At 34.4% G+C, this 21,519-nt stretch carries 24 protein-coding genes; 23 read left to right on the top strand and 1 reads right to left on the bottom strand.

Annotated elements, in window-relative coordinates:
• Positions 1–9 precede the first annotated feature (9 nt).
• Positions 10–819 carry a TrmB family transcriptional regulator gene (locus C5F50_RS07370; RefSeq protein ID WP_179370740.1) on the bottom strand — a complete coding sequence of 270 codons (810 nt, stop codon included), beginning with the start codon at positions 817–819 and terminating at the stop codon, positions 10–12.
• A gap of 223 nt (positions 820–1,042) precedes the next feature.
• Here C5F50_RS07370 and C5F50_RS07365 point away from each other — a divergent pair, with 223 nt between their 5' ends.
• The 23 genes from C5F50_RS07365 (at position 1,043) to C5F50_RS07255 (ending at position 21,517) form a co-directional block, all read left to right on the top strand.
• Positions 1,043–1,723, top strand: a complete 681-nt coding sequence (locus C5F50_RS07365; protein WP_179370739.1) for an archaellin/type IV pilin N-terminal domain-containing protein — start codon at positions 1,043–1,045, stop codon at positions 1,721–1,723.
• A gap of 126 nt (positions 1,724–1,849) precedes the next feature.
• A complete protein-coding gene (locus C5F50_RS07360; protein ID WP_246281993.1) occupies positions 1,850–2,686 on the top strand; it encodes a cupredoxin domain-containing protein in 837 nt (278 codons plus the stop codon).
• A gap of 70 nt (positions 2,687–2,756) precedes the next feature.
• Complete coding sequence (locus tag C5F50_RS07355) at positions 2,757–3,476, top strand: archaellin/type IV pilin N-terminal domain-containing protein (protein WP_179370738.1); 720 nt, start codon at positions 2,757–2,759, stop codon at positions 3,474–3,476.
• A 111-nt stretch (positions 3,477–3,587) separates the two neighbouring features.
• Positions 3,588–4,307 (top strand): archaellin/type IV pilin N-terminal domain-containing protein, encoded by a 720-nt coding sequence (locus tag C5F50_RS07350; RefSeq protein WP_179370737.1) that lies wholly within the window; start codon positions 3,588–3,590, stop codon positions 4,305–4,307.
• 122 nt (positions 4,308–4,429) lie between these two features.
• Positions 4,430–5,134: an archaellin/type IV pilin N-terminal domain-containing protein gene (locus tag C5F50_RS07345; protein ID WP_179370736.1), complete on the top strand. Its 705-nt coding sequence runs from the start codon at positions 4,430–4,432 to the stop codon at positions 5,132–5,134.
• Positions 5,135–5,376: 242 nt separating this feature from the next.
• Entirely contained in the window at positions 5,377–6,330 is a 954-nt protein-coding gene (locus C5F50_RS07340; RefSeq protein WP_179370735.1) for a hypothetical protein, read from the top strand.
• Positions 6,330–6,809 carry a flagellin gene (locus C5F50_RS07335; protein ID WP_179370734.1) on the top strand — a complete coding sequence of 160 codons (480 nt, stop codon included), beginning with the start codon at positions 6,330–6,332 and terminating at the stop codon, positions 6,807–6,809. The genes C5F50_RS07340 and C5F50_RS07335 overlap by 1 nt, the downstream gene beginning before the upstream one ends.
• Positions 6,810–6,820: 11 nt before the next feature.
• Complete coding sequence (locus tag C5F50_RS07330) at positions 6,821–7,330, top strand: hypothetical protein (RefSeq protein ID WP_179370733.1); 510 nt, start codon at positions 6,821–6,823, stop codon at positions 7,328–7,330.
• Positions 7,331–7,409: 79 nt separating this feature from the next.
• On the top strand, positions 7,410–8,111 hold the full coding sequence (locus C5F50_RS07325; RefSeq protein WP_179370732.1) for an ATPase domain-containing protein: 702 nt from the start codon (positions 7,410–7,412) through the stop codon (positions 8,109–8,111).
• 8 nt (positions 8,112–8,119) lie between these two features.
• On the top strand, positions 8,120–9,790 hold the full coding sequence (locus tag C5F50_RS07320; protein WP_179370731.1) for a type II/IV secretion system ATPase subunit: 1,671 nt from the start codon (positions 8,120–8,122) through the stop codon (positions 9,788–9,790).
• A complete protein-coding gene (locus C5F50_RS07315; protein WP_246281992.1) occupies positions 9,787–11,271 on the top strand; it encodes a flagellar assembly protein FlaJ in 1,485 nt (494 codons plus the stop codon). The genes C5F50_RS07320 and C5F50_RS07315 overlap by 4 nt, the downstream gene beginning before the upstream one ends.
• A 65-nt stretch (positions 11,272–11,336) precedes the next feature.
• Positions 11,337–12,011: a 3,4-dihydroxy-2-butanone-4-phosphate synthase gene (ribB, locus tag C5F50_RS07310; RefSeq protein ID WP_246281991.1), complete on the top strand. Its 675-nt coding sequence runs from the start codon at positions 11,337–11,339 to the stop codon at positions 12,009–12,011.
• A 5-nt stretch (positions 12,012–12,016) separates the two neighbouring features.
• Positions 12,017–12,799: a GTP cyclohydrolase IIa gene (locus C5F50_RS07305; protein ID WP_179370730.1), complete on the top strand. Its 783-nt coding sequence runs from the start codon at positions 12,017–12,019 to the stop codon at positions 12,797–12,799.
• Between the two features lie 112 nt (positions 12,800–12,911).
• A complete protein-coding gene (locus C5F50_RS07300; protein ID WP_179370729.1) occupies positions 12,912–14,303 on the top strand; it encodes a methyl-accepting chemotaxis protein in 1,392 nt (463 codons plus the stop codon).
• 3 nt (positions 14,304–14,306) lie between these two features.
• Positions 14,307–14,987, top strand: coding sequence for an FAD-dependent oxidoreductase (locus C5F50_RS07295; protein ID WP_179370728.1), 681 nt, complete (start codon positions 14,307–14,309; stop codon positions 14,985–14,987).
• A 74-nt stretch (positions 14,988–15,061) separates the two neighbouring features.
• Positions 15,062–15,712 (top strand): chemotaxis protein CheW, encoded by a 651-nt coding sequence (locus tag C5F50_RS07290; protein WP_179370727.1) that lies wholly within the window; start codon positions 15,062–15,064, stop codon positions 15,710–15,712.
• 110 nt (positions 15,713–15,822) lie between these two features.
• Positions 15,823–16,071 carry a hypothetical protein gene (locus tag C5F50_RS07285; protein ID WP_179370726.1) on the top strand — a complete coding sequence of 83 codons (249 nt, stop codon included), beginning with the start codon at positions 15,823–15,825 and terminating at the stop codon, positions 16,069–16,071.
• Positions 16,072–16,199: 128 nt separating this feature from the next.
• Positions 16,200–17,255 (top strand): chemotaxis-specific protein-glutamate methyltransferase CheB, encoded by a 1,056-nt coding sequence (gene cheB / locus C5F50_RS07280; protein WP_179370725.1) that lies wholly within the window; start codon positions 16,200–16,202, stop codon positions 17,253–17,255.
• Complete coding sequence (locus C5F50_RS07275) at positions 17,245–18,798, top strand: chemotaxis protein CheA (RefSeq protein ID WP_179370724.1); 1,554 nt, start codon at positions 17,245–17,247, stop codon at positions 18,796–18,798. Before cheB ends, C5F50_RS07275 begins: the two co-directional genes overlap by 11 nt.
• Before the next feature lie 8 nt (positions 18,799–18,806).
• On the top strand, positions 18,807–19,619 hold the full coding sequence (locus tag C5F50_RS07270) for a chemotaxis protein CheC (protein WP_179370723.1): 813 nt from the start codon (positions 18,807–18,809) through the stop codon (positions 19,617–19,619).
• Positions 19,616–20,128 (top strand): chemotaxis protein CheD, encoded by a 513-nt coding sequence (locus C5F50_RS07265; RefSeq protein ID WP_246281990.1) that lies wholly within the window; start codon positions 19,616–19,618, stop codon positions 20,126–20,128. The genes C5F50_RS07270 and C5F50_RS07265 overlap by 4 nt, the downstream gene beginning before the upstream one ends.
• On the top strand, positions 20,128–20,940 hold the full coding sequence (locus C5F50_RS07260) for a CheR family methyltransferase (protein ID WP_246282213.1): 813 nt from the start codon (positions 20,128–20,130) through the stop codon (positions 20,938–20,940). Before C5F50_RS07265 ends, C5F50_RS07260 begins: the two co-directional genes overlap by 1 nt.
• 199 nt (positions 20,941–21,139) lie before the next feature.
• Positions 21,140–21,517, top strand: a complete 378-nt coding sequence (locus C5F50_RS07255) for a response regulator (protein ID WP_179370721.1) — start codon at positions 21,140–21,142, stop codon at positions 21,515–21,517.
• The last annotated feature ends 2 nt before the right edge of the window (positions 21,518–21,519 follow it).

Here is a 21,519-nt window from a genome sequence, read left to right as displayed (position 1 = left end):
AAGAAAAAATTAATTAGAGGAAATCATTTGCATTGGTTTTGATTTCTTCCATAAGTGAGTACACAGACTAAACATATTGTCGACCATTTCATTTGAGTTGGTATACATGATTGAATCTACATCATCATTCAGGTCCATTGAGTCTTTCATTGCTCCTGACATGATGAGTTGACGCTGATTTTCAACAATCATTCTACTCTTTGATGGCAGTTTTCCAATTCTGATTTCTGATGCTCCTAATTGGTCAATGATTTCCATGGATTTAGAATCACAAGAATTTGTGATGATTCTGACTTCTACTCCTGCATTAACTTGAGCATAGATTTTTTCTGGAATTGATGTGTGATACATTCTCATTAAATCTTGTGATGTTGTTACCAAGAATATTTTTTCTGAAGCTTCTTGAACCAACTTTCCAATTCTTGTATAGATGTTAGACCTTCCTTGGATAATTGAAAATGATGATAAATCAGTTGGTGTTGAATTCTTTTCATAATTCTTAAGGTTTTCAACAAGTCCCCTTGCTACCTTTTGCAACATCACTATCTCATCTTCTTTTTTCTGAATCACACTGGTAAGTGCTTCAGATGGTTCTACAGCATTTACTATTGTGGGATTTGAAAATGTTGTAGATATCACTCCCATGTTTCTTAGTTTGTTCAAAGATCTGTATGCTTTTCCTCTATCCACATCAAGTTTTTGTGCCATTGTACCGACTGTTACAGACCCCATTTGAAGTAGGCCTACGTAAATTTTGGCATCAATCTCTTCTAATCCAAAATGAACTAGTGAAGAATAAATCTCATCTTTATTTACCATGTCTTTTCTCCTCTGTAATTTTGGACATATTTAATCTTGTTCTACTCGTTGTTTGGATTTTGTATGAAATAAATACTTGCTGTTTTGTCATCAGAGATTTTTCATATTTGATGATAATAGATTCCTGTCTGTATTTTGCAAACAAACACTTTATTGGATTTCGTGTTGTACGATCACAGTAAACACACTCTAGGATATACCTATATACGAAATTTACAAAGTAATGAAATTACAACGAAAGGGAACGCGACATTCTCATCGTGGAGTCATCGGTGTAGAGTCTGCAATAGTTATGATTGCATTTGTAATCGTTGCTGCAGCACTCGCATTTGTTGTACTTAACATGGGATTCTCTACTACACAAAAGACAAAAAATGCCATAGTCTCAAGTGCTGATGAAGCAAGCAGTGCATTAGAAATTGCAGGCAAAGTCATTGGTTCAGGACATGTCGCTGCAGGTAAACTCAACGCTACTGCTATTCCAATCAAGATTGTATCTGGAGGTGCATCAATTAACCTCAATCCTGCAAATGCTGCTATACGTTACATAAGTAACAGTGTAGAGCACGGAAATATCTATGCCGGTGCATTATCTACTGGAACTCATGACACCTTGGCAAGTGCAATGCAGCAGGCAGTAACTGATGGTTATATCAATAGCAATCCCGTTAATGTTACTTCTCCAGTAGAAACAAAGGCAATATTCTATTTCAATGTAAATAGAAATAACAATTTCATCTTGGATCAAGGAGAACATGGAATGATGGCAATTGCATTCTCTGATGCTGAAAGACCCCAATCTCTTGATATCATTAGAGCAGAGGTGATTCTTCCAACAGGTGCACCATTGACAGTAGAGCGTACAGTTCCAAACATATCTGCATCCGTAGTAGATCTTGGTTAATCTCAGAGTTTAACCAAGTTTCTTACTTTTTTATTTTATTCATTCTGATCAAACAATATTATAAATGCTGAGATCCTTGTGAAACTAATAATGGGTATGATATTACAGTTACTTTTTGGATTCTTTTTGGTCTCAACATTTCTTTCGATTTCTGTTTACGCTGAAGAAAACACTTGGAATGTTTTTTTAAAGCCCTATGACGGATTATCTAAAAAGGAACTGTTCAAACCTATCGAACTTCCGATATCTTCTGGCGATAAAGTTACGTGGAGAAATCATGATTCAACTGCACATATGATTGTAAGTGGTGTGCCTGAACACCCTGATTATTCTGGAGAGTTTTTTTCTACTAGTGTTTTATCTCCTGGAGAAAACTTTTCTGTTAATTTGGACTTTGAGGGATATGCAGCGTACTATTATTTTTGTGAAATTCATCCATGGTATACTGGGAAAATCTTCTTTGAAGATAATCCTAACATGTACCAGTCTACACTAGATATCTCGTATGAGACTCAAAATCCAGACACGCTTAAGATTAATGGTTTGGTAGAATCTGATTTGGGCTCTACTGGATATGAAATATTGATATTTGATAGCAAAAACAATCTCGTTTTTCAAAAAGTTGATTCATTTAAACCTGATGCGACTTTTGATGAATTCATAGATATTTCAAGTTATATGTGGAGTCATGATAAAAACTATGTATTAAAACTAGTATATGGAATTCCAAGTGAATCCACTACACTTTCACTCGAAATTCCAATTGATGGTGTAGATGATGATTTAAAATCAAAGTCCTTGAAAGTTTGTCAAAATTCTGAGCCTTCTGATTTTCTTTTTGAAGGAATCTCATTACCAAATTGGTATAAAAAACCACTATGCTGGTTTAGTGATGGGTTTTTTACTCAAAAAGAGCTTTCTGATTCTATAGTTTTTTTCCGAAATCAGCATCCTCAAAATTGATTCTCTGAAACATGTTTGATCACCACAAACACACTCTATGATATACCCACACACCACTCTTCACTAAGTAATGAAATTACAACGAAAGGGAACGCGACATTCTCATCGTGGAGTCATCGGTGTAGAGTCTGCAATAGTTATGATTGCATTTGTAATCGTTGCTGCAGCACTCGCATTTGTTGTACTTAACATGGGATTTACTACTACCCAAAAGGCAAAGACTACTATCATTTCTGGACTTGATGAAGCAAGTAGCAGCATGCAAATTGCCGGTAAAGTTACTGGTGTAGGTTGTACCTCATCTTCAAGTGAAACCGCTTGTGCTACAACCTCTAAACTCAACGCTACTTCATTTCCAATAAAGGTCACCTCTGGTGGTGATTCAGTTGATTTGTCCTTGGCAACTACTGCTGTGAAATACCTCAGCAATAGTGTAGAGTATGATGATATCTACTCTGGTCCAATCACCGCAGCAGAACACAGATCATTAACAATTGCATTTGAACAAGCAGTTACAGATGGTTTAACAGGATTTTCAGGTGCTGTCAATCCTGTAAATGGAACTGTTGCCAGTCAAACTGCCGCAATTGTCTATTGGTCAGTTCAGTCTAACACCAATTCAATCTTGGATCAAGGTGAACACGCTGTATTGGCTATTGCATATGGCTCCTCTGACAGACCTTCATCATTGGACACAATCAGGGCAGAACTAATTGTTGCAACTGGAGCTTCTTTGACAGTAGAAAGGCAAGTGCCTGTCATCACCACAAGTGTAGTAGACTTGGGCTAAACCACTAATCTGGTTTCTCCTTTTTCTTCTTTTTTATTTTTTACAAATTAGTTTTGTTTGTTTACAATATACAGACTTTAGAATATACTCTTACAAGCGTCCTACAATGCATTGAAATTACAACGAAAGGGAACGCGACATTCTCATCGTGGAGTCATCGGTGTAGAGTCTGCAATAGTTATGATTGCATTTGTAATCGTTGCTGCAGCACTCGCATTTGTTGTACTTAACATGGGATTTACTACTACCCAAAAGGCAAAGACTGCCACTCTTTCCAGTCTTGAAGAATCTAGTAGTACTATGAAAATATCTGGAACTATTACTGCAGTTGGATGTATTGATATTGATGCTGGTTGTACTTCTATTCAAAGAATTAATGCAACTACAATCCCTCTTAAAATTTCTCAATCTGGAAATGCTGTAAATTTCTCTCCTGAGTTAGTATCTATTAGTTATTTAGGAAAATCCATTCAATTCAATAATATTTATGCTGGACCTATCACTGTAGATACTTTTAGACAATCAGTTCTAGCATTCAGACAAGCTGATCTAGAGACTGATTCCACTTTTGATGCATTTAATGGAGCAAATCCCGTTAATGGTACACTTCCTAGTGAAACTACTGCCTTTGTATATTGGTCCAAGCGACAAAATCTAAATCAAGTTTTAGAACTTGGTGAGCATGCTACATTGGCAGTGGCATTTGCATCTGATGATCGGCCTAGAGCATTGGACAAAATCAGTTTGGAAATAATCGTTTCAAATGGTGCAACCCTAACTATAGAACGTCACATACCAAATATTACTCATAAAGTAGTAGACCTGGGATAAACACACACTTGATTTTTTACATGTTATAGAATCATTTATGATTCATTCTAAAATTCATACTCTGTGTTTGATCACCACAAACACACTCTATGATATACCCACACACCACTCTTCACTAAGTAATGAAATTACAACGAAAGGGAACGCGACATTCTCATCGTGGAGTCATCGGTGTAGAGTCTGCAATAGTTATGATTGCATTTGTAATCGTTGCTGCAGCACTCGCATTTGTTGTACTTAACATGGGATTTACTACTACCCAAAAGGCAAAGACATCTATCATTTCTAGCTTGGATGAAGCAAGTAGCAGCATGCAAATTGCCGGTAAAGTTATCGGTTCTGGTGATACCACCGTAGGAAAATTGAATATGACTGCATTTCCAATCAAGATTGCATCTGGCGGTGCCAATGTCAATCTTGACGCAAAGACTGCTGCAGTCAAATATGTCAGCAATTCTATAGACTATGATAACATCTACGTAGGAACTCTATCAGGCGAATACAAAAGTCTATCATCTGCAACTGCAGCAGCTGTATCTGCTACTTCTACTGGATTTGAAACATTTTCAGACGTTGATGTAAATCCATTCCTAGGTGTTTCACATCCATCCAACACTCGTGCATTCATCTATTGGTCACAAGAAAGTACCAGTAATGATATCCTCGAACAAGGTGAAACAGCAGTTCTTGCAATTGCTTTCAAAGCAAATGAAAGACCATCAGCTTTAGATAAAGTAAAAGCTGAGATAATTGTTCCAACTGGCGCAGCCTTGACAGTAGAAAGACAAGTTCCAACAATTACAAACCAAGTAGTAGATTTGGGTTAGGTGAGTTTATGCTCCCCCCAACAACTATTTTTTCTAAATTTGATTTAAATGAAAGTAATCTAAAAATCATCATTCTTTCTGCATTTGCAATGTATTTTCTTATTTTATATGAAATGTACCCTTTTCTTATTTTTGGAGGGCAAAACATTTTGTTTACATTAATTCTACCTTTGGTGGTAGTGATAATTGGATTAAATAGAAAAAAAATACCGCTAAAATCTTTTTCATTAAAAAATAATTCTATGTCTAAAAAAAATGTGGATACTAATTCTATTGAAAATCTGATATCTGATTCCTCTGATGAATCCATTAATTCTGTGGTTTCAGATTCTGATCCTTCTGGGGATTCTGAGATTGAATCTTTGTTAGCAGGAATTTCTTCTGATAAAGAAACGGGGGAAAATTCTGAGATTGAATCTTTGTTAGCAGGAACAGACTCTACTATGTCTGAAATAGATCAAAACTCTTTAGATGACACTGATACAAATCTGTTGATTATGGAAAAAATGGAGCCTTTAGAAAACGACATACAGACAATTAAAACAGATTTTGATCAATTCAAGCAGGATCTTACTGTTGTAAAAGAAGAATTGGATATTCTCTCAACTTCTTTTGAAACTACTCTGACTGACATCAAATCACTTGTTACTGATCTTAACAATCCTCTAAATTTTATGAAAGATGATTCATTTAAGAAAAATATCCAAACAATTAACGTAGATGAATTAATTAAAGATCCTACTTCGCCTATACATAAATCTGAACCAGTACATGAAACCACTGAACCAGTACATGAAACCACTGAACCAGTACATGAAACCGCTGAACCAGTACATGAAACCGCTGAACCAGTACATGAAACCGCTGAACCAGTACATGAAACCGCTGAACCAGTACATGAAACCGCTGAACCAGTACATGAAACCGCTGAACCAACGGAATATGAATCTCTGAATTTACCTGAGGAAGTTATCACTTTGGTGGATGAACTATCCAAAGATTTTGTACCTGAACAAGTGTTTGAATTAACCAAAATTCATTGTAAAACTACCAAATTAGAACTGGATGAAAAACAATTGATATTCTTGATAGATAAAAAAAATAATTCAGATGTTCTAACAAAAAAATTTAGTAAATCTGAATCGGAACTATCTTCAGAATATTCTCAACTTCAAACTGTAAGTATGGGATCATAATGGCATCTGGAATAATCAGTGAAAGCATTTTGATTATTGCATCTGTAATCATAGCTGGAATGATTACTGGTATGGTAATAAGTAAAGTGGGAACTTTTGAAGGATATTACACTGCAACATCGGAGGCACAAAAAGAAAAAATGTTAAGTAAATTTGAAATTATTCACGTAAATAAATTTAATAACACATCTGTAAATATTTGGATAAAAAACACTGGCCTTACCCCCATACAAGAATTGGATTTAGTTGATGTTTATTTTGGACAAATAAACTCAATAGATTCTATAGGATATTCACAAGGCTCTACTCCACAATGGGCTTTTGAGGGGAACATTACGACAAGCTCTATATGGTCTGAAGGCGAAACCATCCAAATTCGATTACAGGATGATTCTGCATTACAAAGTAGTACTTCATATCTTATCCAATTTACTATCTCAAATGGCGTGTCTGATGACTATATTTTTTCAATATCTTGAGGTGATTTTCTATGGGTCTGAGTAATGCCATTAGTGGAGGAATTGTTATGTTTGGAATAACATATGTGCTTTTTACATTTGCAGGATTGACTGACAATATTGCATCTTTTTCCGATGTTTCTTCTGAAATATCTAATATGGAAAATAAATTGGTAAAAACCTCTATTGATGTAACCATTGTTAATCCTCCTGGAACTGATGCAACATTCAGTTTTGAAATAATCAATACCAATTTAGAAAAATTTTGGGAATTTGATAAATTTGATGTAATAATTACTTATGATAATAATGGAATAACATACACTCAAACTATGATTTATGATTCTACATGCCCTCCTGTTGCTGGTCAATGGTGTATCAAAACTTGGACTAATGATGTCTTAGATCCAGGAATTCTTAATGAAGGTGAAACAATATCTATTGATGTTGAGGTAGATAACAACCTCCAAATTAATAGAGATTTGATAGTTGTTGTTTCTACTCCTAATGGGATTATTGCAAGTGCAACTACTACAGTATGAGTTCTGTTCAAAAAAATCAAACATTTTCTTAAATAAAAATTTTTCATAGTTTTGTTTGTTTCAAAATTGAGGTGTACTTATGATTAATACTATTTCAACAGGAAATGAGGAGATTGATAGACAATTTGGTGGAGGTATACCTACCCCATCCTTTGTATTCATAGAAGGAGATCATGGTACTGGCAAAAGTGCAATTTCGGCTCAAATAATGACTGGATTGCTTGCATCCAAAGAAAATCTACTTTGTGTTATTGAAAACACAGTTACACAATATATTCAAAAGATGAAATCTATCACTTTTAATTTTTCAAAACCCTTTGTACGAAATCAATTGATTTTTGTACCAATTTATGTCAAAAATGCCAGGTGGTCTGAGAAAAATACAGAGAAAATTTTACCTATAATTGAAGAATTTATTTTAAAAAAATTAGATCTAGTAGATGGGGTAATTATTGATTCTATTTCTCCTCTAGTGATTAATTCTAATAATGAATCTATACTGGGGTTTCTTTCATTTTGTAAAGAGATTGTTACAAAGGGCAAAACAATTATCCTTACAAGTCATTCTTCTGATTTTTCTAAATCTACAAACACAGCTCTTGTTGGTGCTGCCGATGTGTATCTTAAACTCGGAACAGTGGTAGTCGGTGATAAAGAAGTAAAAACTCTAAAAATCATAAAACTGTTGGGCGCTAAAGACTCCCCAGAGGCCGGATTTGCATTTGAAGTAGACATGATTTTTGGAATAAAGATCGTTCCTGTGTCTATGGCTAACGCGTAGGTGAGGAAATGGTCTTTGATATCTCTTCAATTAATGACAAAAATTTTGTCCAGAAATTAAATGAAAAGCCTTATTTAAAAAATTATTTAGAAACATACCAAATAAGAGGAAACCCACTCCCTCTTTTTACTGATGAATTAAAGTCCGAACACAAAAAACTAAAAGATCCTAATTTGATTTATTCAATTACATCAGACACTTTCATCCATATCAACCCGCACACCACTTCTGATGATGGTTATAATGAATATGTCATTATTGAGCCTGATGAGCCTGATCGTGAATTAATGGAATTTGCAGATAGGGTATTTGCTGCAAAAGCAGGGGGATTAGATCCTCCTGTGGAAATAACTGAGAGATTTAACATGGTTGACACATATCTGAATGAAACATTGATATCCTCTTCTACTCCTGTAAATTATTCAAAATTAGAAGATCCTTTCAAAATTAAGAAACTCCCTGTTCATTCAAGAGATTTGTCTAATCTGAAATACCATTTCTTACAAAAAAGGGCAGGAACTGGTCTTTTAGATCCTTTCCTGAATGATCCAAATCTTGAAGATATTTCAATCATTGGTGCAGGAAATATGTATATTATTCATAAAGCATTTGGAACATTAAAGGTACCTGTTTTTCTTAGCGTTGATGCAATAGATGAACTGATTGTTAGTTTGTCTGAACAATTTGGAAAAACAATATCTCATGCAAAACCTGTAGTTGACGCAACTCTTCCTGATGGCTCTAGAATCAATATTGTATTTGGTAAAGATATCAGCAGAAAGGGAACAAATGCAACAATACGAAAATTTGCAAGTACCCCGTTATCTATCATACAGGTTCTTACATCCGGTGTCATGAATTTTACCGAAGTAGCATATTTGTGGATGATGCTAGAAGCTGGAATGAGTCTTTTTGTAAATGGAGAAACAGCATCTGGAAAAACAACTACTCTGATGGGGTTGACTGCATTTATTCCATCAAATTGGAAGGTAGTTACTATTGAAGACACTCCCGAGTTGACATTGCCTCACAACAACTGGATTACAGAAGCTACCCGAGATACTGGAAACTCTGCTTCAAGTGTAACAATGGATGATCTTCTAAAAGCAGCCTTAAGACAACGACCTAATTACATACTTGTAGGAGAAATCAGAGGTGCAGAAGGAAATGTCGCCTTTTCTGCCATGCAGACTGGTCACCCCGTAATTGCAACATTTCACGCAGCGGCGATGGTTCCACTCATACAAAGATTATCAAATGCCCCAATTAATATTCCAAAGACATACATGCCAAATCTTAACTTGGCATTATTCCAGGCAGCAGTTCTCAACCCTGATGGAAAAAGAGTTCGTCGTGTATTATCAATAAATGAAATTTTAGGACTTTCAAATGATGGTAATGTAATGTTTATTCCCGTTTTTGATTGGGATGCAGGAACTGATACTGTCAGATTCAAAGGACGAGGAAGTAGTGCTCTTTTCATTTCAAAGGTTTTAGAAAAAAGAGGGATGAAAAGAAAAGATGAGGGGCTTTTATATGAAGAATTAGAATTACGTGCAAAGATATTAGAAAAAATGTTGGAGAAAAAAATCTTCAACTACTATGATGTTTTTAATGCAATATCTCATTGTAGAGAAATTGGTCTAGAAGAATATCTAAGGGAACTTGATATACAATGATTGCAAAGACTATTGCAAATTCAAAGGCACTCCTTGCTTCTGGAAGTAAAATTGATGAGAATTTTGTTTACTTTATAGCATTTCTATACAGCATATCCACTGGTGAAATTGGAGCAATTGATCTTTTCAAAACAGGAAAAGATTCCAAATATGGAAAATATTCTACTGCATTTAGAAACACATACAGACTAGGTGTTGGATGGTCATACGGTCTTGCATCTGCATGTGAGATGATTGGGCGTAAAGTTTCTGATAAAAAAGATGATCCGCTAAAATTACTCCTAGTGAAACTATCCCAAGTAATAAGATTGGGAGATGATATGAAGATGTTTTTTAGAGATGAATTAAAAAATTCTCTGCTGACTTATTCCATAAAATACGAAGCAAATCTTGAAACCCAAAAGCTATTTTCAGAAATGTTTTACACATTGATGTCGACTGCATCATTCATGATTGCTGCAAACTCTATTATGAGTATGTTGATGGGATTTGGAGATTCAGGACAGATTCTAATAATTTCTATGATGGGTACTGGTTCTGGAATGGCAGTTTTTGTTACAATGATGTTTTTTATGTTCCCTAGAGACAAATTAGCATATACTGATAATGATATAGAAAAAAAATTTAGAATGAAAATTTATCTTGGTATAGGGGCAGCACTGGGAATTTCTTCTGTACTGTTGATTTCAAATATCGTACCACCTGTACTTGCAGTTGGGTTGGGAGGTATCCCTCTGCTTTATCCTGGATTTGTTGCAAAAAAAACAGAATCAAAAATTGCTAGTCTTACAGAATGGTATCCTACATTCATTCTTCATTTTGGTCAATTGTATTCTACTGTGGGTTCTATGGGTCAAGCATTACATGCAGTGATGAGAAGTAATTTTGGACCTCTTCAAATTTTTATTGATTCATTAAAAAACAGAACCAAAAACAGAATAGATCAGATACTAGGTTTTGAACTGTTCTCGATAGAAACTGGGAACCATCTTATTGCAAATGGAAACGCCATTTTTTCCACATCTATTGACAAAGGAGCAGATATGAATATTGTGGGAAACGTCATCTCAGACGTCACAAAAAAAATCAATGAGTTGAGGGGAAAAAGAACTCAAAATGCATCCACATTTCAATTAGTGGTGGTGATTTTACATGTTCTTTCTCTTTCTATTTTTGGATTGATGAATAAACTCACTGAATTGTTCAATGATCTATCTGGTGGTGATCTTTCTAATGCAGCATTTGAACTGACTCCGATAGATCCTGTTCTCATGAGTGCTCTTATGCCTATTTTAGTAATAATGACTTCGATTATTAGTGGTTTTTCAATAAAAATTATTCAGGGAGGATTATACAAGACAGTATTTTACCATATTGGATTACTGCTTGCAGTTGGAGGAATCTCAATGTATGCCATAAACATATTCATGGCTGAATTCTTGGATAGTATCATATTTACTGCACCTGTACCTGGAATTTAATGAATTACATGTTTGTTTAATTCAGACAAATCACTTCTTAATACCAAAACAACTCAAATTCCATCATGTTAGATAAAGCATTGGACTATCTAAAAAGAGGTCACTTTATTTTACTTCATGACTCATCAGATAGAGAAAATGAAGTAGATATGGTAATTTCTGCAAAACATGTTACTCCAGAACATATTGCACAAATGAGACAATTTGCAGGTGGTCTAATCTGCATAGCAGTTGATGATATTATTTCTAGAAATTTAAAATTGCAATACATGCATGAATCTCTTCAACAATACTCTGTTGACGAACATAAAGATATGATATACAACAGTACAAAGTATGGTGATCATCCTTCCTTTTCAATGTGGATAAACCATACAGAAGTTAAAACAGGCATTACTGATTATGATCGAGCATTAACTGCAAATGAAATGGCAAGAGTTGCAGAAATGCCTGAACCTTACCAAATTAATTATTTTAAAAGAATGTTTAAAGTTCCAGGGCACATTCCGTTGTTAAAATCTGCCCCTGATTTGATTAAAACCAGGCAGGGACACACCGAAATGTCCACCTATTTGCTAAGATTAGCAGAGATGTCTCCTGTATCTGTGATTTGTGAGATGATGGATTCAATTACTCATAAAGCATTGAGTTTGGATAAAGCCAAAAAATATGCTGATTCAAACAGAATTCCGATGCTTGAGGCTAGCGAAATACTAAATCATTCAAAAATTTACGCGTGATAATTATGGTTCAAATAACTTTGTTGACTATTGATAATTATGGTTCCTGGACTCATACACTTGGAAATGATAGAGAACACAAACTTCAGATGTATCAATCATCATTGTATGAGGCCACTCAGAACATGTTTTCCGTGTACGGGGGATTAGTTTTTGCAAATAGATTTGATGAATTTTTTGCAATAACTGATGGGATTTCTTATTCTACCCATCTTGAAATCAAAACAAAACTACAAGATCTTTTCCCCTTTGAAATTTCTATGGCAATTGCAAATGCTAAATCTCCTTTCTTGGCAAATAAACAGGCACACTTGGCTCAAATTTCTATGGATTGCAGTAACTTGATTAGTGCTGCAATAAGAAAGGACTCTGTTAATGATGGAGTTCATTTGATTCATCTGGATATAGAAGGAATTACTCAGATGAGAAAAAACACATCTCCCTACGAAATTACCTTGTTAGTTCAAGCAACTCATCAAATAATTTCATATTATTGCTATGACAATAACCTATTGGGATTTTTTATGGGTGGAGACAACTTTGTAATTGTCTCTGACAGTCAGACACAAACACATTCAAAAAATTTGGCCGCATTGATTCAAAAAAATCTCAACATTGTTGTGAATTGTGGAATTGGAGCAGAAAAAACAGCAAGAATAGCCATGGCAATGGCTACAAAAAATCTCGATGAGATTAGAAGGTTGAGAGGATTAGGATGTGACTTTCCAAGAATTCTTGATAACAACACTGCTGTAAATGAATTTAGCAACCTGCCAATTAGAAACTAAAAAATCAAAAATCATTTGATTTAAGTCTGAAATCACTGTTACTATTTTTTTAGTTGGTTTGTTCTATCTGATCAGACAAATCATTATCTAGAAAATAACCTTTGATTTTATCATGACAATACAGACAACCAAAATCGTCGACAAAAAAACAACCAAAAATAAATCCATGTCCCCTACTAATGCTTCTTCAGGAGATGAAACACTAACCACAAAGGTCCTCAGATCATTTGATGAGGCTGTGGCAGTATCTGAACAGCTTAGTGGCACTGTTGCTGAACTTGAATCTGCAACAAAAAGTCAAACCAGTGGTATTGAAGAGATATCGCAATCCATTCAATCCATCGCAACTGCAATTCAGGGTGTGGCATCTAATGCCACAAAAGCCATGGAAATGATGCGTCAATCCGAACAAATTACCCAAACTATCAGCACTGATGCTGAAAAGGGAATGAGTAAGATGGATAGCATGAAATCTATTGTTTCAGAATCATCAAATGATGTAAAGAAACTAGCAACAGAATTGGCTAAAGTTGATAATATGACTGGTTTTATTACTCAAATCGCTGAACAAACAAACCTTTTGGCACTCAATGCAGCTATTGAAGCTGCAAGAGCAGGAGATGTTGGAAGAGGATTTGCTGTTGTTGCAGATGAAGTAAGAAGATTGGCAGAAAATTCCAAAAAAGGAGCAGAAGACATCTCTGAACTTATTAGTTCCTTGAAAGACTCTTCTGACAAAACAACTGATAGCATTGAAAAAGGTAATTCCGTTGTACAAGATGCGTATGATGTAATTACAAACATTCTGGCATCCATCAAGGATATCGCCACATCAATCACTGAAGTTGTTTCCCAAATGCAAGAAATTTCAGCTGCAACCGAACAAGTATCAAGCGGCACTGAGGAAGCAACTGCTGCAAGCGAAGAAATTCTATCAGTTGCACAAACCAATCTTAAGAGTTTTGAAGAAATTGTTATAGCAAAAGACAAAGAAACACAAACTCTTCATGATGCAAATTCCTCTGCAAAAACACTAGCTGAAATCACTGATGTATTAGATACTTCCGCAATTGTATCTATCACTGATATAGACGGAATGATCAACTACATGAACAAATTCTTCCTTGATGTAGCAAGATTTCCTACAGAAGAACTCATGGGTGAAAGCCATAGAATTCTCAAATCCGGATGGCATGATCCTGGTCTCTTTGATCTGCTGTGGAAAACAATCTCTGGTGGAAAAATGTTCCAAGGATATGTCAGAAACAGAGCAAAAGATGGATCTATTTATTGGGTCAAAACCGCAATCAGTCCTACTTATGATGAAAACCATAACATCAAAGGCTACGTAGGTGTAAGAACTCCTATCACTGAATTGATGGTGATGATAGGTGTTGAAGGTGCATGTCGTGACATGGAAGCAGGAAAACCAGTTAAACCTCATCTAAAAGCAGTTGTTGAAAAACTACGTGTAGGTGACTACCAAATAACCAACAACGTTTGATCCATGGCTATCACAATTAATGTGCCGATAGTTCAAAGACGTCAACTCCCAGGAGGGATACTTGAAGTTACTTGTCACCTGAATGGAAATGAATTTCCTTTTAAGGCAGGACAACATCTCCAAGCCACCCTGCCCTTTCTTCTTTTTAATGATCCTAAAGGAAAAACTAGAACATTTAACATTCTTTCATCTCCTAATAATTCTGAATACATTTCATTTGCATTTTACATGTCTGATAGTGGTTTTAAAAAATCAATTAAGCAACTTCCAGAAAATTCTGAAATTCAACTAAAAGGTCCTTTTGGATTGTTCACACTGCCTGATGAAAACAAAAATCTTGTATTTGTTACAGAAGGTATTGGAATTGTTCCAATAATTGGAATTGTTTTGTATGCTACTGAAGAAAAGTCTAGAAATAATATCATAGTTCTTCATTCTGGAAATAAAGATATTCCTTATGATGATGACCTTTTATCTATAGAAAAAATAAATAATAATTTAACTGTCAAAACTAAAATTGGTTCTATTGATGCTTCTCTTATAAAAAATAATGTAAAAGATTTTGAAAATACCTTGTTTTTTATTTCTGGAACTTCTGAAACCATCTCAAAAGTAAAACCACTTCTTATTCAAAATGGTGTGACTCTAAGAGATCTAAAGATTGAAGAATTTAGTGGATACTGATTTTGATAATACAAGATTGTTGATCATTGTGAACAAACTAATAATTATCTTCTTTTTATTTAATCATTAATTTAATGTCAACCGAAACAGTACTAAGCGATACGATGCAGGTAGTAACCTTCACTATTACCGAAAAATCCGCAAAGAAAGGTAACTATGCAGTACCCATTGATCAAGTCAAAGAAATTAGGACAGTAGATGCAATCACAAAAATACCAAAATCAAAATCCTATGTGAAAGGAATCATGAATCTTAGAGGAAAAATTATTCCTATCATAGATGTAAATGGTAAAATTGGTTTGTCTGATTCTAAACTCTCAGATAATTCAAAACAAAGAATTCTGGTAGCTGATGTCAATGAAGCTCTTACAGGGTTATTAGTTGATGAGGTAAATGAAGTAATGCGATTGCCTACAAAAGATATTGAATCTGCCCCACAAAGTGCATTTGAAGCCAATAGCTACATCAAAGGAATAGCTAAAGCCAACGAGAAACTTATTGTTCTCCTTGACGTTTCTAGGTTCCTGAAAGACTCTGCTGATGATATTGACGATGCAGTCTCTATTTCTCCACAGTTAACTAAGGCTCAGACAAATTCTGAATCTATTGAAGCCCAAACCTCAGAACCTACTGACGAATTGGAATCAAAACCCGCTATTGTTAATAATGATGAAGGTGTTCTACCTGAAATCGAGGAAATAATTAAACAAGAAACACAAAATTAAAGATCGTTTCAATCAATCATCCTCTCTATTTTTACCATTTTCCAATTTTGGCAATAAAAATTTCCAATTTTTTACAATCTTTTTTAATTTGAGTGTTGTAATGATATGTAATGACTCCTTATCACTCGGATCTCAATTCAATGTGGGATAAAATTGATCTAAGATCAAAACAAGATGTTGAAAAAGAGGGGCATCTATGGGGTCTGCAATACTTGGATTTGTTGATTGATGAATTAGTTGAATTAAAAATTAAAGCAAAAAAAGAAAACAATCCTATTTTGTACAATCAACTTCGAACTTCTTTAATGCGTGCCCATGAAGTTCAAAGTGAACTAAATGAAAAACTAAAACCCCATTAATTTCCGCTTACTCGTCTGTTCGACACAAACACACATCAAATTATTATTCTTTTTTTAAATTAAAAAACCATGCTTTATTCTGCTGTCAAAAAACATATGATTTTCATTTCAGGTGGTATGAATTTTCCGTGTTAGACCAACAGCTAAAGCCAATCAAAGTTTGTATTGTAAATGATTCTAATCTTGTGCGAAAATATTTATCTGATTTGATTTCTCTTGATGGAATTGAAGTAATTTATACCGCAATAGATGGTGAAGATGCATTATCTAAAATTTCTGCAAAAAAACCAGATGTTATTTTATTAGATTTAGAAATGCCAAAAATGGATGGCTTAACATTCATTGAAGAAATGGTGAAATCTGGAACATTATTCCCAACAATAATTGTGAGCAGTTTCTCACAAGATGACTCTAAATTAGTTTTAGATGCATTAGAAAACGGTGCAGTTGATTTTGTATCCATTCAGGAGGGTTCACAGAATGAAAAAAAACTACAGAATACGCTAATAACAAAAATAAAAATTGCTCACAAATCTGATCCTTTTCAATTAATTCAACAAAATATTGGCTCACTAAAACCAAAACGAAAAATCATTCCAAGAACTGACACTTCTGAACGATTGGTTGTGATTGGTACTTCAACAGGTGGGCCTGGTACTGTTCAAAAAGTTTTAAATGATTTATCTACTGAAATCCAAGCTGGAATTTTACTTGTTCAGCACATGCCAAAAGGATTCACAAAACAATTTGCTTATAGATTATCAAAAAATACTGGTTTTATAGTTAGAGAGGCAGAGGAAGGCGATATAATAAAAGACGGTGAGGTTCTTGTTGCTCCTGGAGATTTTCATATGGTTGTACAACCAAATAGGAAAATTCATCTTGATTCAAGTGAAAAAAGATTTGGCGTAAGGCCCTCTGTCAACATGACAATGATCTCTGCATCTGAAGTTTATGGTGCAAATCTAGTTGGTGTGATTCTTACTGGGATGGGTCATGATGGTGGATTTGGAATGAAATCCATCAAAAAAAGAGGTGGACATACTATAGTCCAAAACAAAGAAACCAGTGTGATCTTTGGAATGCCAAAGGCGGTAATTGATCTTGATGCTGCTGATCATGTTTTGAGCTTGGATGAAATACCCGGAAAAATTTTTGAGGAGGTGCAAAATCTTGTCAGATAATAATTACCGTGAGATGTATGTGTCTGAGGCACTTGAACATGTTGAAATAATAAATCAGACACTTTTGCAACTTGAAGAAAAGCCCGATGATAGACCCTATCTTGATCAAATATTTCGTTCAGCTCACACCATCAAAGGCATGGCATCAACGATGGGGTATGATGATACAAGAGAATTGTGCAAAAATATTGAAAACATATTTGATACTCTTAGAAATGGTGAAGAAAAACTAACCCATCATCTAACTAGTGCACTTTTTGCATGTGTTGATCTTTTACAACAAATGATCTCTGATGAAAAATTAAAAGTTGATTTGACGCCATACTTGAAAAAACTGGAAAATCCTGAAGAAGAAATTGATAATATTCCTATACGTGAATCCTTTGTTACAACTACCTCCCCTACAATCAGAGTTAAAATGTCCGATCTTGATTCTCTGGTAAATCTAGTTGGTGAATTATTGATATCTAAAATGAGATTAGAACAAACAATTCAAAACGAAAACCATGAAGAATCAAAACAAGTCTTGATGGAAGTAGATCGTCTGATAACTGATTTGCAATATCAGTCTATGCAGGTACGTCTGGTTCCAATAAATCAAGTTTTCAGCAGATTTAGTAGAACCGTACGTGATACATCTCAAAAACTTGAAAAGAAAATTAATTTGAATATGAATGGTTCTGGAATTGAACTTGATAGGAGTGTCTTGGATTCTATTACTGATCCACTTTTGCATATTCTTAGAAACTGTGTAGATCATGGAATTGAATTCCCTGATGAACGATTAAAATCTGGAAAATCTGAAACAGGAAATATTACACTCACTGCTGCTAGAAAGGGCGAAAATGTTCTTATCTCTATAATTGACGATGGTAAGGGAATTGATGCAGAGAGGGTTAAAGAAAAGGCTGTAGAAAAAGGAATCATCACTCAAGATGAAGCAAACAGAATACCTCATCAAGAAGCAATTCAGTTGATTGGTGCCCCTGGCTTATCTACTGCAAAAGAAGTAACTGATGTTTCAGGTCGAGGAGTAGGGATGGATGTGGTGATCTCTCAGGTGGAATCAGTTGGTGGTTCTGTCAAGATTTTAAGTGAAAAAGGAAATGGTACAACTATGGTGTTGTCTTTACCTTTGAGTCTTTCAATAATTAGAGGTCTGTTAATAGTAGTCTCTGAACAACGATTTGTGCTCCCTCTATCAAGTATAATGACTACTCTCCAAATAAAACCTGAAAAAATATTTCCAATACATGGAACTGAAGTGATTAAACTAAGAGACAAAATCATTCCATTAATTCGACTCAATAAATTATTGGATATAGAAAGTAAGAAAATTGATGATTCTAAATCCACTACTGTTATAATTATTGAAAATGATGGTAAAAATTATGGATTGGTAGTTGATGAATTTGAGAGAAATCAAGACATTGTGATTAAAAAGTTAGATAAAAGCGAATCTTCGAATTTATTTTCAAACGCAACAATACTTCCTGATGGGAAAGTTGCATTGGTAATAGATCCCTCGTTGCTAATTCATTAGGTGATATGATGAACTTACAAGAAACTGAAATTCAAAAATTAACAGGAACCTTCAATGATTTTATTACAGAAAAAACCTGCAATGCTTTGTCTACTCTACTTGGTGAACCAATTCGACATAAATTGACTATGCTTGAAAACGATGTATATTCTACTGAAACAGTATGTTTGCCCTCTGATGAAATTAAAATGTGCTCTGTTCGATTAAATGGAAAAGGTGATCTTCACATTGAATTACTGTACACTACGAAATTAGCACATGCAGTAAAGATTGCATCAAAATTGCTTGGAACGGAGGTATATGAAATTGATGAAATGGGTACATCAGCATTACAAGAAGTTGCCAACATCTTGACTGGTTCTTTCTTTAATGCCCTTTCTGAAAACACTGGATTCCGTGTTGATCTTTCCACCCCTTCGTTTAAGGAAGGAGAGTTACAAGATTTGCTGTTAGAACCTGCATGTGATGTTATAACTCCTTCAAATGATGCAGTTATCACTGATTCTCTACTCTGTGGAAAAAACACAGGAATTGAAATTCATATGTTAATTATCCAACATCCTGAACATGCAAGAAAACTAATTTCTCCTGAAGCAGGAAACTCCAAAAAAATAAGATATGAGGACTCTTCAAATACCAATTTGTTAGGTGGAGAAAATTTTGCAATTGATGATTTATTGGCAAATTTTGATTCAAAGGCAAAACCATCTGAAGAAAACTCTGAAATTGAATGCCTATTAAATGGAGTTTCATCTCAAAATGAAGAAAGCAACTCTGAAATTGATTCTCTTCTAAAAAAATTTACAGAGGATAATCGATGATGTTTGCAAACAATTTAGTAGAAACTACAAAAGAAATCTCTGTTCCTATGGCTGGGCTTGAAATTGTAAGTGGAGATTCTATTTTACGAACTTTTGTTGGCTCTTGTGTTGCTGTGTGTATATATGATAAGGAAAAAAAAATCGGAGGAATGGCACATATTATGTTACCCAAAAACAATACTGGGAATTCAACAAAAGGTACAAAGCAAGAAGGAAAATTTGCAGATGAGGCAATTGATGTGATCATTGAAAAACTCAAAAACATTTCTCCATCTCTCAAATTACAAGCAAAAATTGCAGGTGGGGCAAAAATATTTGCTCACGAAAGTGAAACTGGAACACTAAATATTGGAAATAAAAACATCATTGAAGTCCGTTTAATTTTACAAGAAAAAAAGATACCTCTGATTTCTCAATCAGTTGGAGCAAAAAATGGCAGATGGGTGACATTTCACTGTGATACCCAAAAAGTAATTGTAAAAGAAAATAATGGTGAAAAAATAATTTGATGGAGCCAAAAATAATTCATAAACTAGACCCTGTGATTTCTGAGGTAAAGAAAAAAACTGGAATAAACATTGATAATTTCAAACCTACATTTTTAGAAAGACGAATACTCTTCAGAATGAGAACCGTTGGAATTTTAGATTATGATGAATATGTAAAACTACTTTCAACTAGTTTTGATGAAGCAAAATCTCTTTACACGGCTTTTTCAATTAATGTGACAAAATTTTTTAGAGATCCTCATGTTTGGGAGAAATTAGAAAACGACATTATTCCAAATTTTCTCAAAACGACTAGATTCTCTCCAATCCGTGCCTGGAGCTGCGGTAGTGCATCTGGAGAAGAACCACACAGCATCTCGATTTTGTTAAATGATTCTCTAAAAGAAACTAGAATTGGTTATCAAGTTTATGCAACTGATATTAGTGCTGATGCCATCACTCATGCCAAAAAAGGAATTTATCGAAATGAAAATTTGATTAATGTCCATCCTGAAAGGCTAAACACTCACTTTGAAAAAACATCTGAAGGCCACTATCAGGTAAGCTCTGTGATACGTAATAGAATTGAATACGAAAGATTAGACATGCTAAAAACCACTGGAAAATTATTTGATATTATTTTCTGCAGAAATGTTTTGATCTATTATGACAAGGATGCTCATGAACAAATTTTCAAAAAGTTTGCAGACGTGCTAAAAAAAGATGGCATTTTGGTTCTTGGCCAAGATGAATCAATGATTGGAACAAAGGGATGTAATTACTTTGAATTACCCTGTCCTAAAGAAAGAATCTATCAAAAAAAATCTCAATAATCCTCTAAAATTTTATGTGTCTTTTTTTATACGACATTACCATTCGTATTTTTCTTGTTTGTATGTTCTAGACATACTCTTAGATATTAACATACACAAATTATATCATACATGAAAACTTTGATTGCAAAACAACGAAATATGAAAATTATTGAAAATCCTGAATCTTCTACAATTTTAATCCTGGAGGATTTTTAAAATGGGTGATGGTGTAAAAATCTTAATTGCAGATGATGCATCTTTTATGAGAACAGTTCTCAAAGATATTTTAAAATCAAATGGACTTGCAACAGATATTATTGAAGCACCTGATGGAGTAGAGGCTGTACGACAATATATTCAGCATAAACCCGATTTAGTAACCATGGATGTCAATATGCCAAAGGCTGATGGAATTCAAGCTCTAAAGGGAATTATGAAGGTAAATCCAAACGCTCGTGTAATAATGGTTACATCTGTTGAACAAAAACATATTGTTCAAGATGCCATGAAATCTGGTGCAAGAGATTACATAATAAAGCCATTTGATAGAGGAAATGTGGGATTAGTATTGAATAAAGCACTAAGGACAAAATAGGT

It is taken from the genome of Nitrosopumilus ureiphilus (assembly GCF_013407185.1).
GTDB lineage: Archaea > Thermoproteota > Nitrososphaeria > Nitrososphaerales > Nitrosopumilaceae > Nitrosopumilus > Nitrosopumilus ureiphilus.
The sequence above is the reverse complement of the archived record's forward strand: the minus strand, read 5'-3'. Positions and strand labels throughout refer to the sequence as shown.

Coding starts and splice junctions, on each gene's coding strand:
- C5F50_RS07330 (WP_179370733.1), top strand. CDS start 6,821: ATGGGTCTGAGTAATGCCATTAGTGGAGGAATTGTTATGTTTGGAATA.
- C5F50_RS07315 (WP_246281992.1), top strand. CDS start 9,787: ATGATTGCAAAGACTATTGCAAATTCAAAGGCACTCCTTGCTTCTGGA.
- C5F50_RS07320 (WP_179370731.1), top strand. CDS start 8,120: ATGGTCTTTGATATCTCTTCAATTAATGACAAAAATTTTGTCCAGAAA.
- C5F50_RS07260 (WP_246282213.1), top strand. CDS start 20,128: ATGGAGCCAAAAATAATTCATAAACTAGACCCTGTGATTTCTGAGGTA.
- C5F50_RS07335 (WP_179370734.1), top strand. CDS start 6,330: ATGGCATCTGGAATAATCAGTGAAAGCATTTTGATTATTGCATCTGTA.
- C5F50_RS07300 (WP_179370729.1), top strand. CDS start 12,912: ATGACAATACAGACAACCAAAATCGTCGACAAAAAAACAACCAAAAAT.
- C5F50_RS07340 (WP_179370735.1), top strand. CDS start 5,377: ATGTCTAAAAAAAATGTGGATACTAATTCTATTGAAAATCTGATATCT.
- C5F50_RS07365 (WP_179370739.1), top strand. CDS start 1,043: ATGAAATTACAACGAAAGGGAACGCGACATTCTCATCGTGGAGTCATC.
- C5F50_RS07270 (WP_179370723.1), top strand. CDS start 18,807: ATGAACTTACAAGAAACTGAAATTCAAAAATTAACAGGAACCTTCAAT.
- C5F50_RS07325 (WP_179370732.1), top strand. CDS start 7,410: ATGATTAATACTATTTCAACAGGAAATGAGGAGATTGATAGACAATTT.
- C5F50_RS07345 (WP_179370736.1), top strand. CDS start 4,430: ATGAAATTACAACGAAAGGGAACGCGACATTCTCATCGTGGAGTCATC.
- C5F50_RS07305 (WP_179370730.1), top strand. CDS start 12,017: ATGGTTCAAATAACTTTGTTGACTATTGATAATTATGGTTCCTGGACT.
- C5F50_RS07285 (WP_179370726.1), top strand. CDS start 15,823: ATGACTCCTTATCACTCGGATCTCAATTCAATGTGGGATAAAATTGAT.
- C5F50_RS07290 (WP_179370727.1), top strand. CDS start 15,062: ATGTCAACCGAAACAGTACTAAGCGATACGATGCAGGTAGTAACCTTC.
- C5F50_RS07255 (WP_179370721.1), top strand. CDS start 21,140: ATGGGTGATGGTGTAAAAATCTTAATTGCAGATGATGCATCTTTTATG.
- ribB (WP_246281991.1), top strand. CDS start 11,337: ATGTTAGATAAAGCATTGGACTATCTAAAAAGAGGTCACTTTATTTTA.
- C5F50_RS07355 (WP_179370738.1), top strand. CDS start 2,757: ATGAAATTACAACGAAAGGGAACGCGACATTCTCATCGTGGAGTCATC.
- C5F50_RS07295 (WP_179370728.1), top strand. CDS start 14,307: ATGGCTATCACAATTAATGTGCCGATAGTTCAAAGACGTCAACTCCCA.
- C5F50_RS07370 (WP_179370740.1), bottom strand. CDS start 819: ATGGTAAATAAAGATGAGATTTATTCTTCACTAGTTCATTTTGGATTA.
- C5F50_RS07265 (WP_246281990.1), top strand. CDS start 19,616: ATGATGTTTGCAAACAATTTAGTAGAAACTACAAAAGAAATCTCTGTT.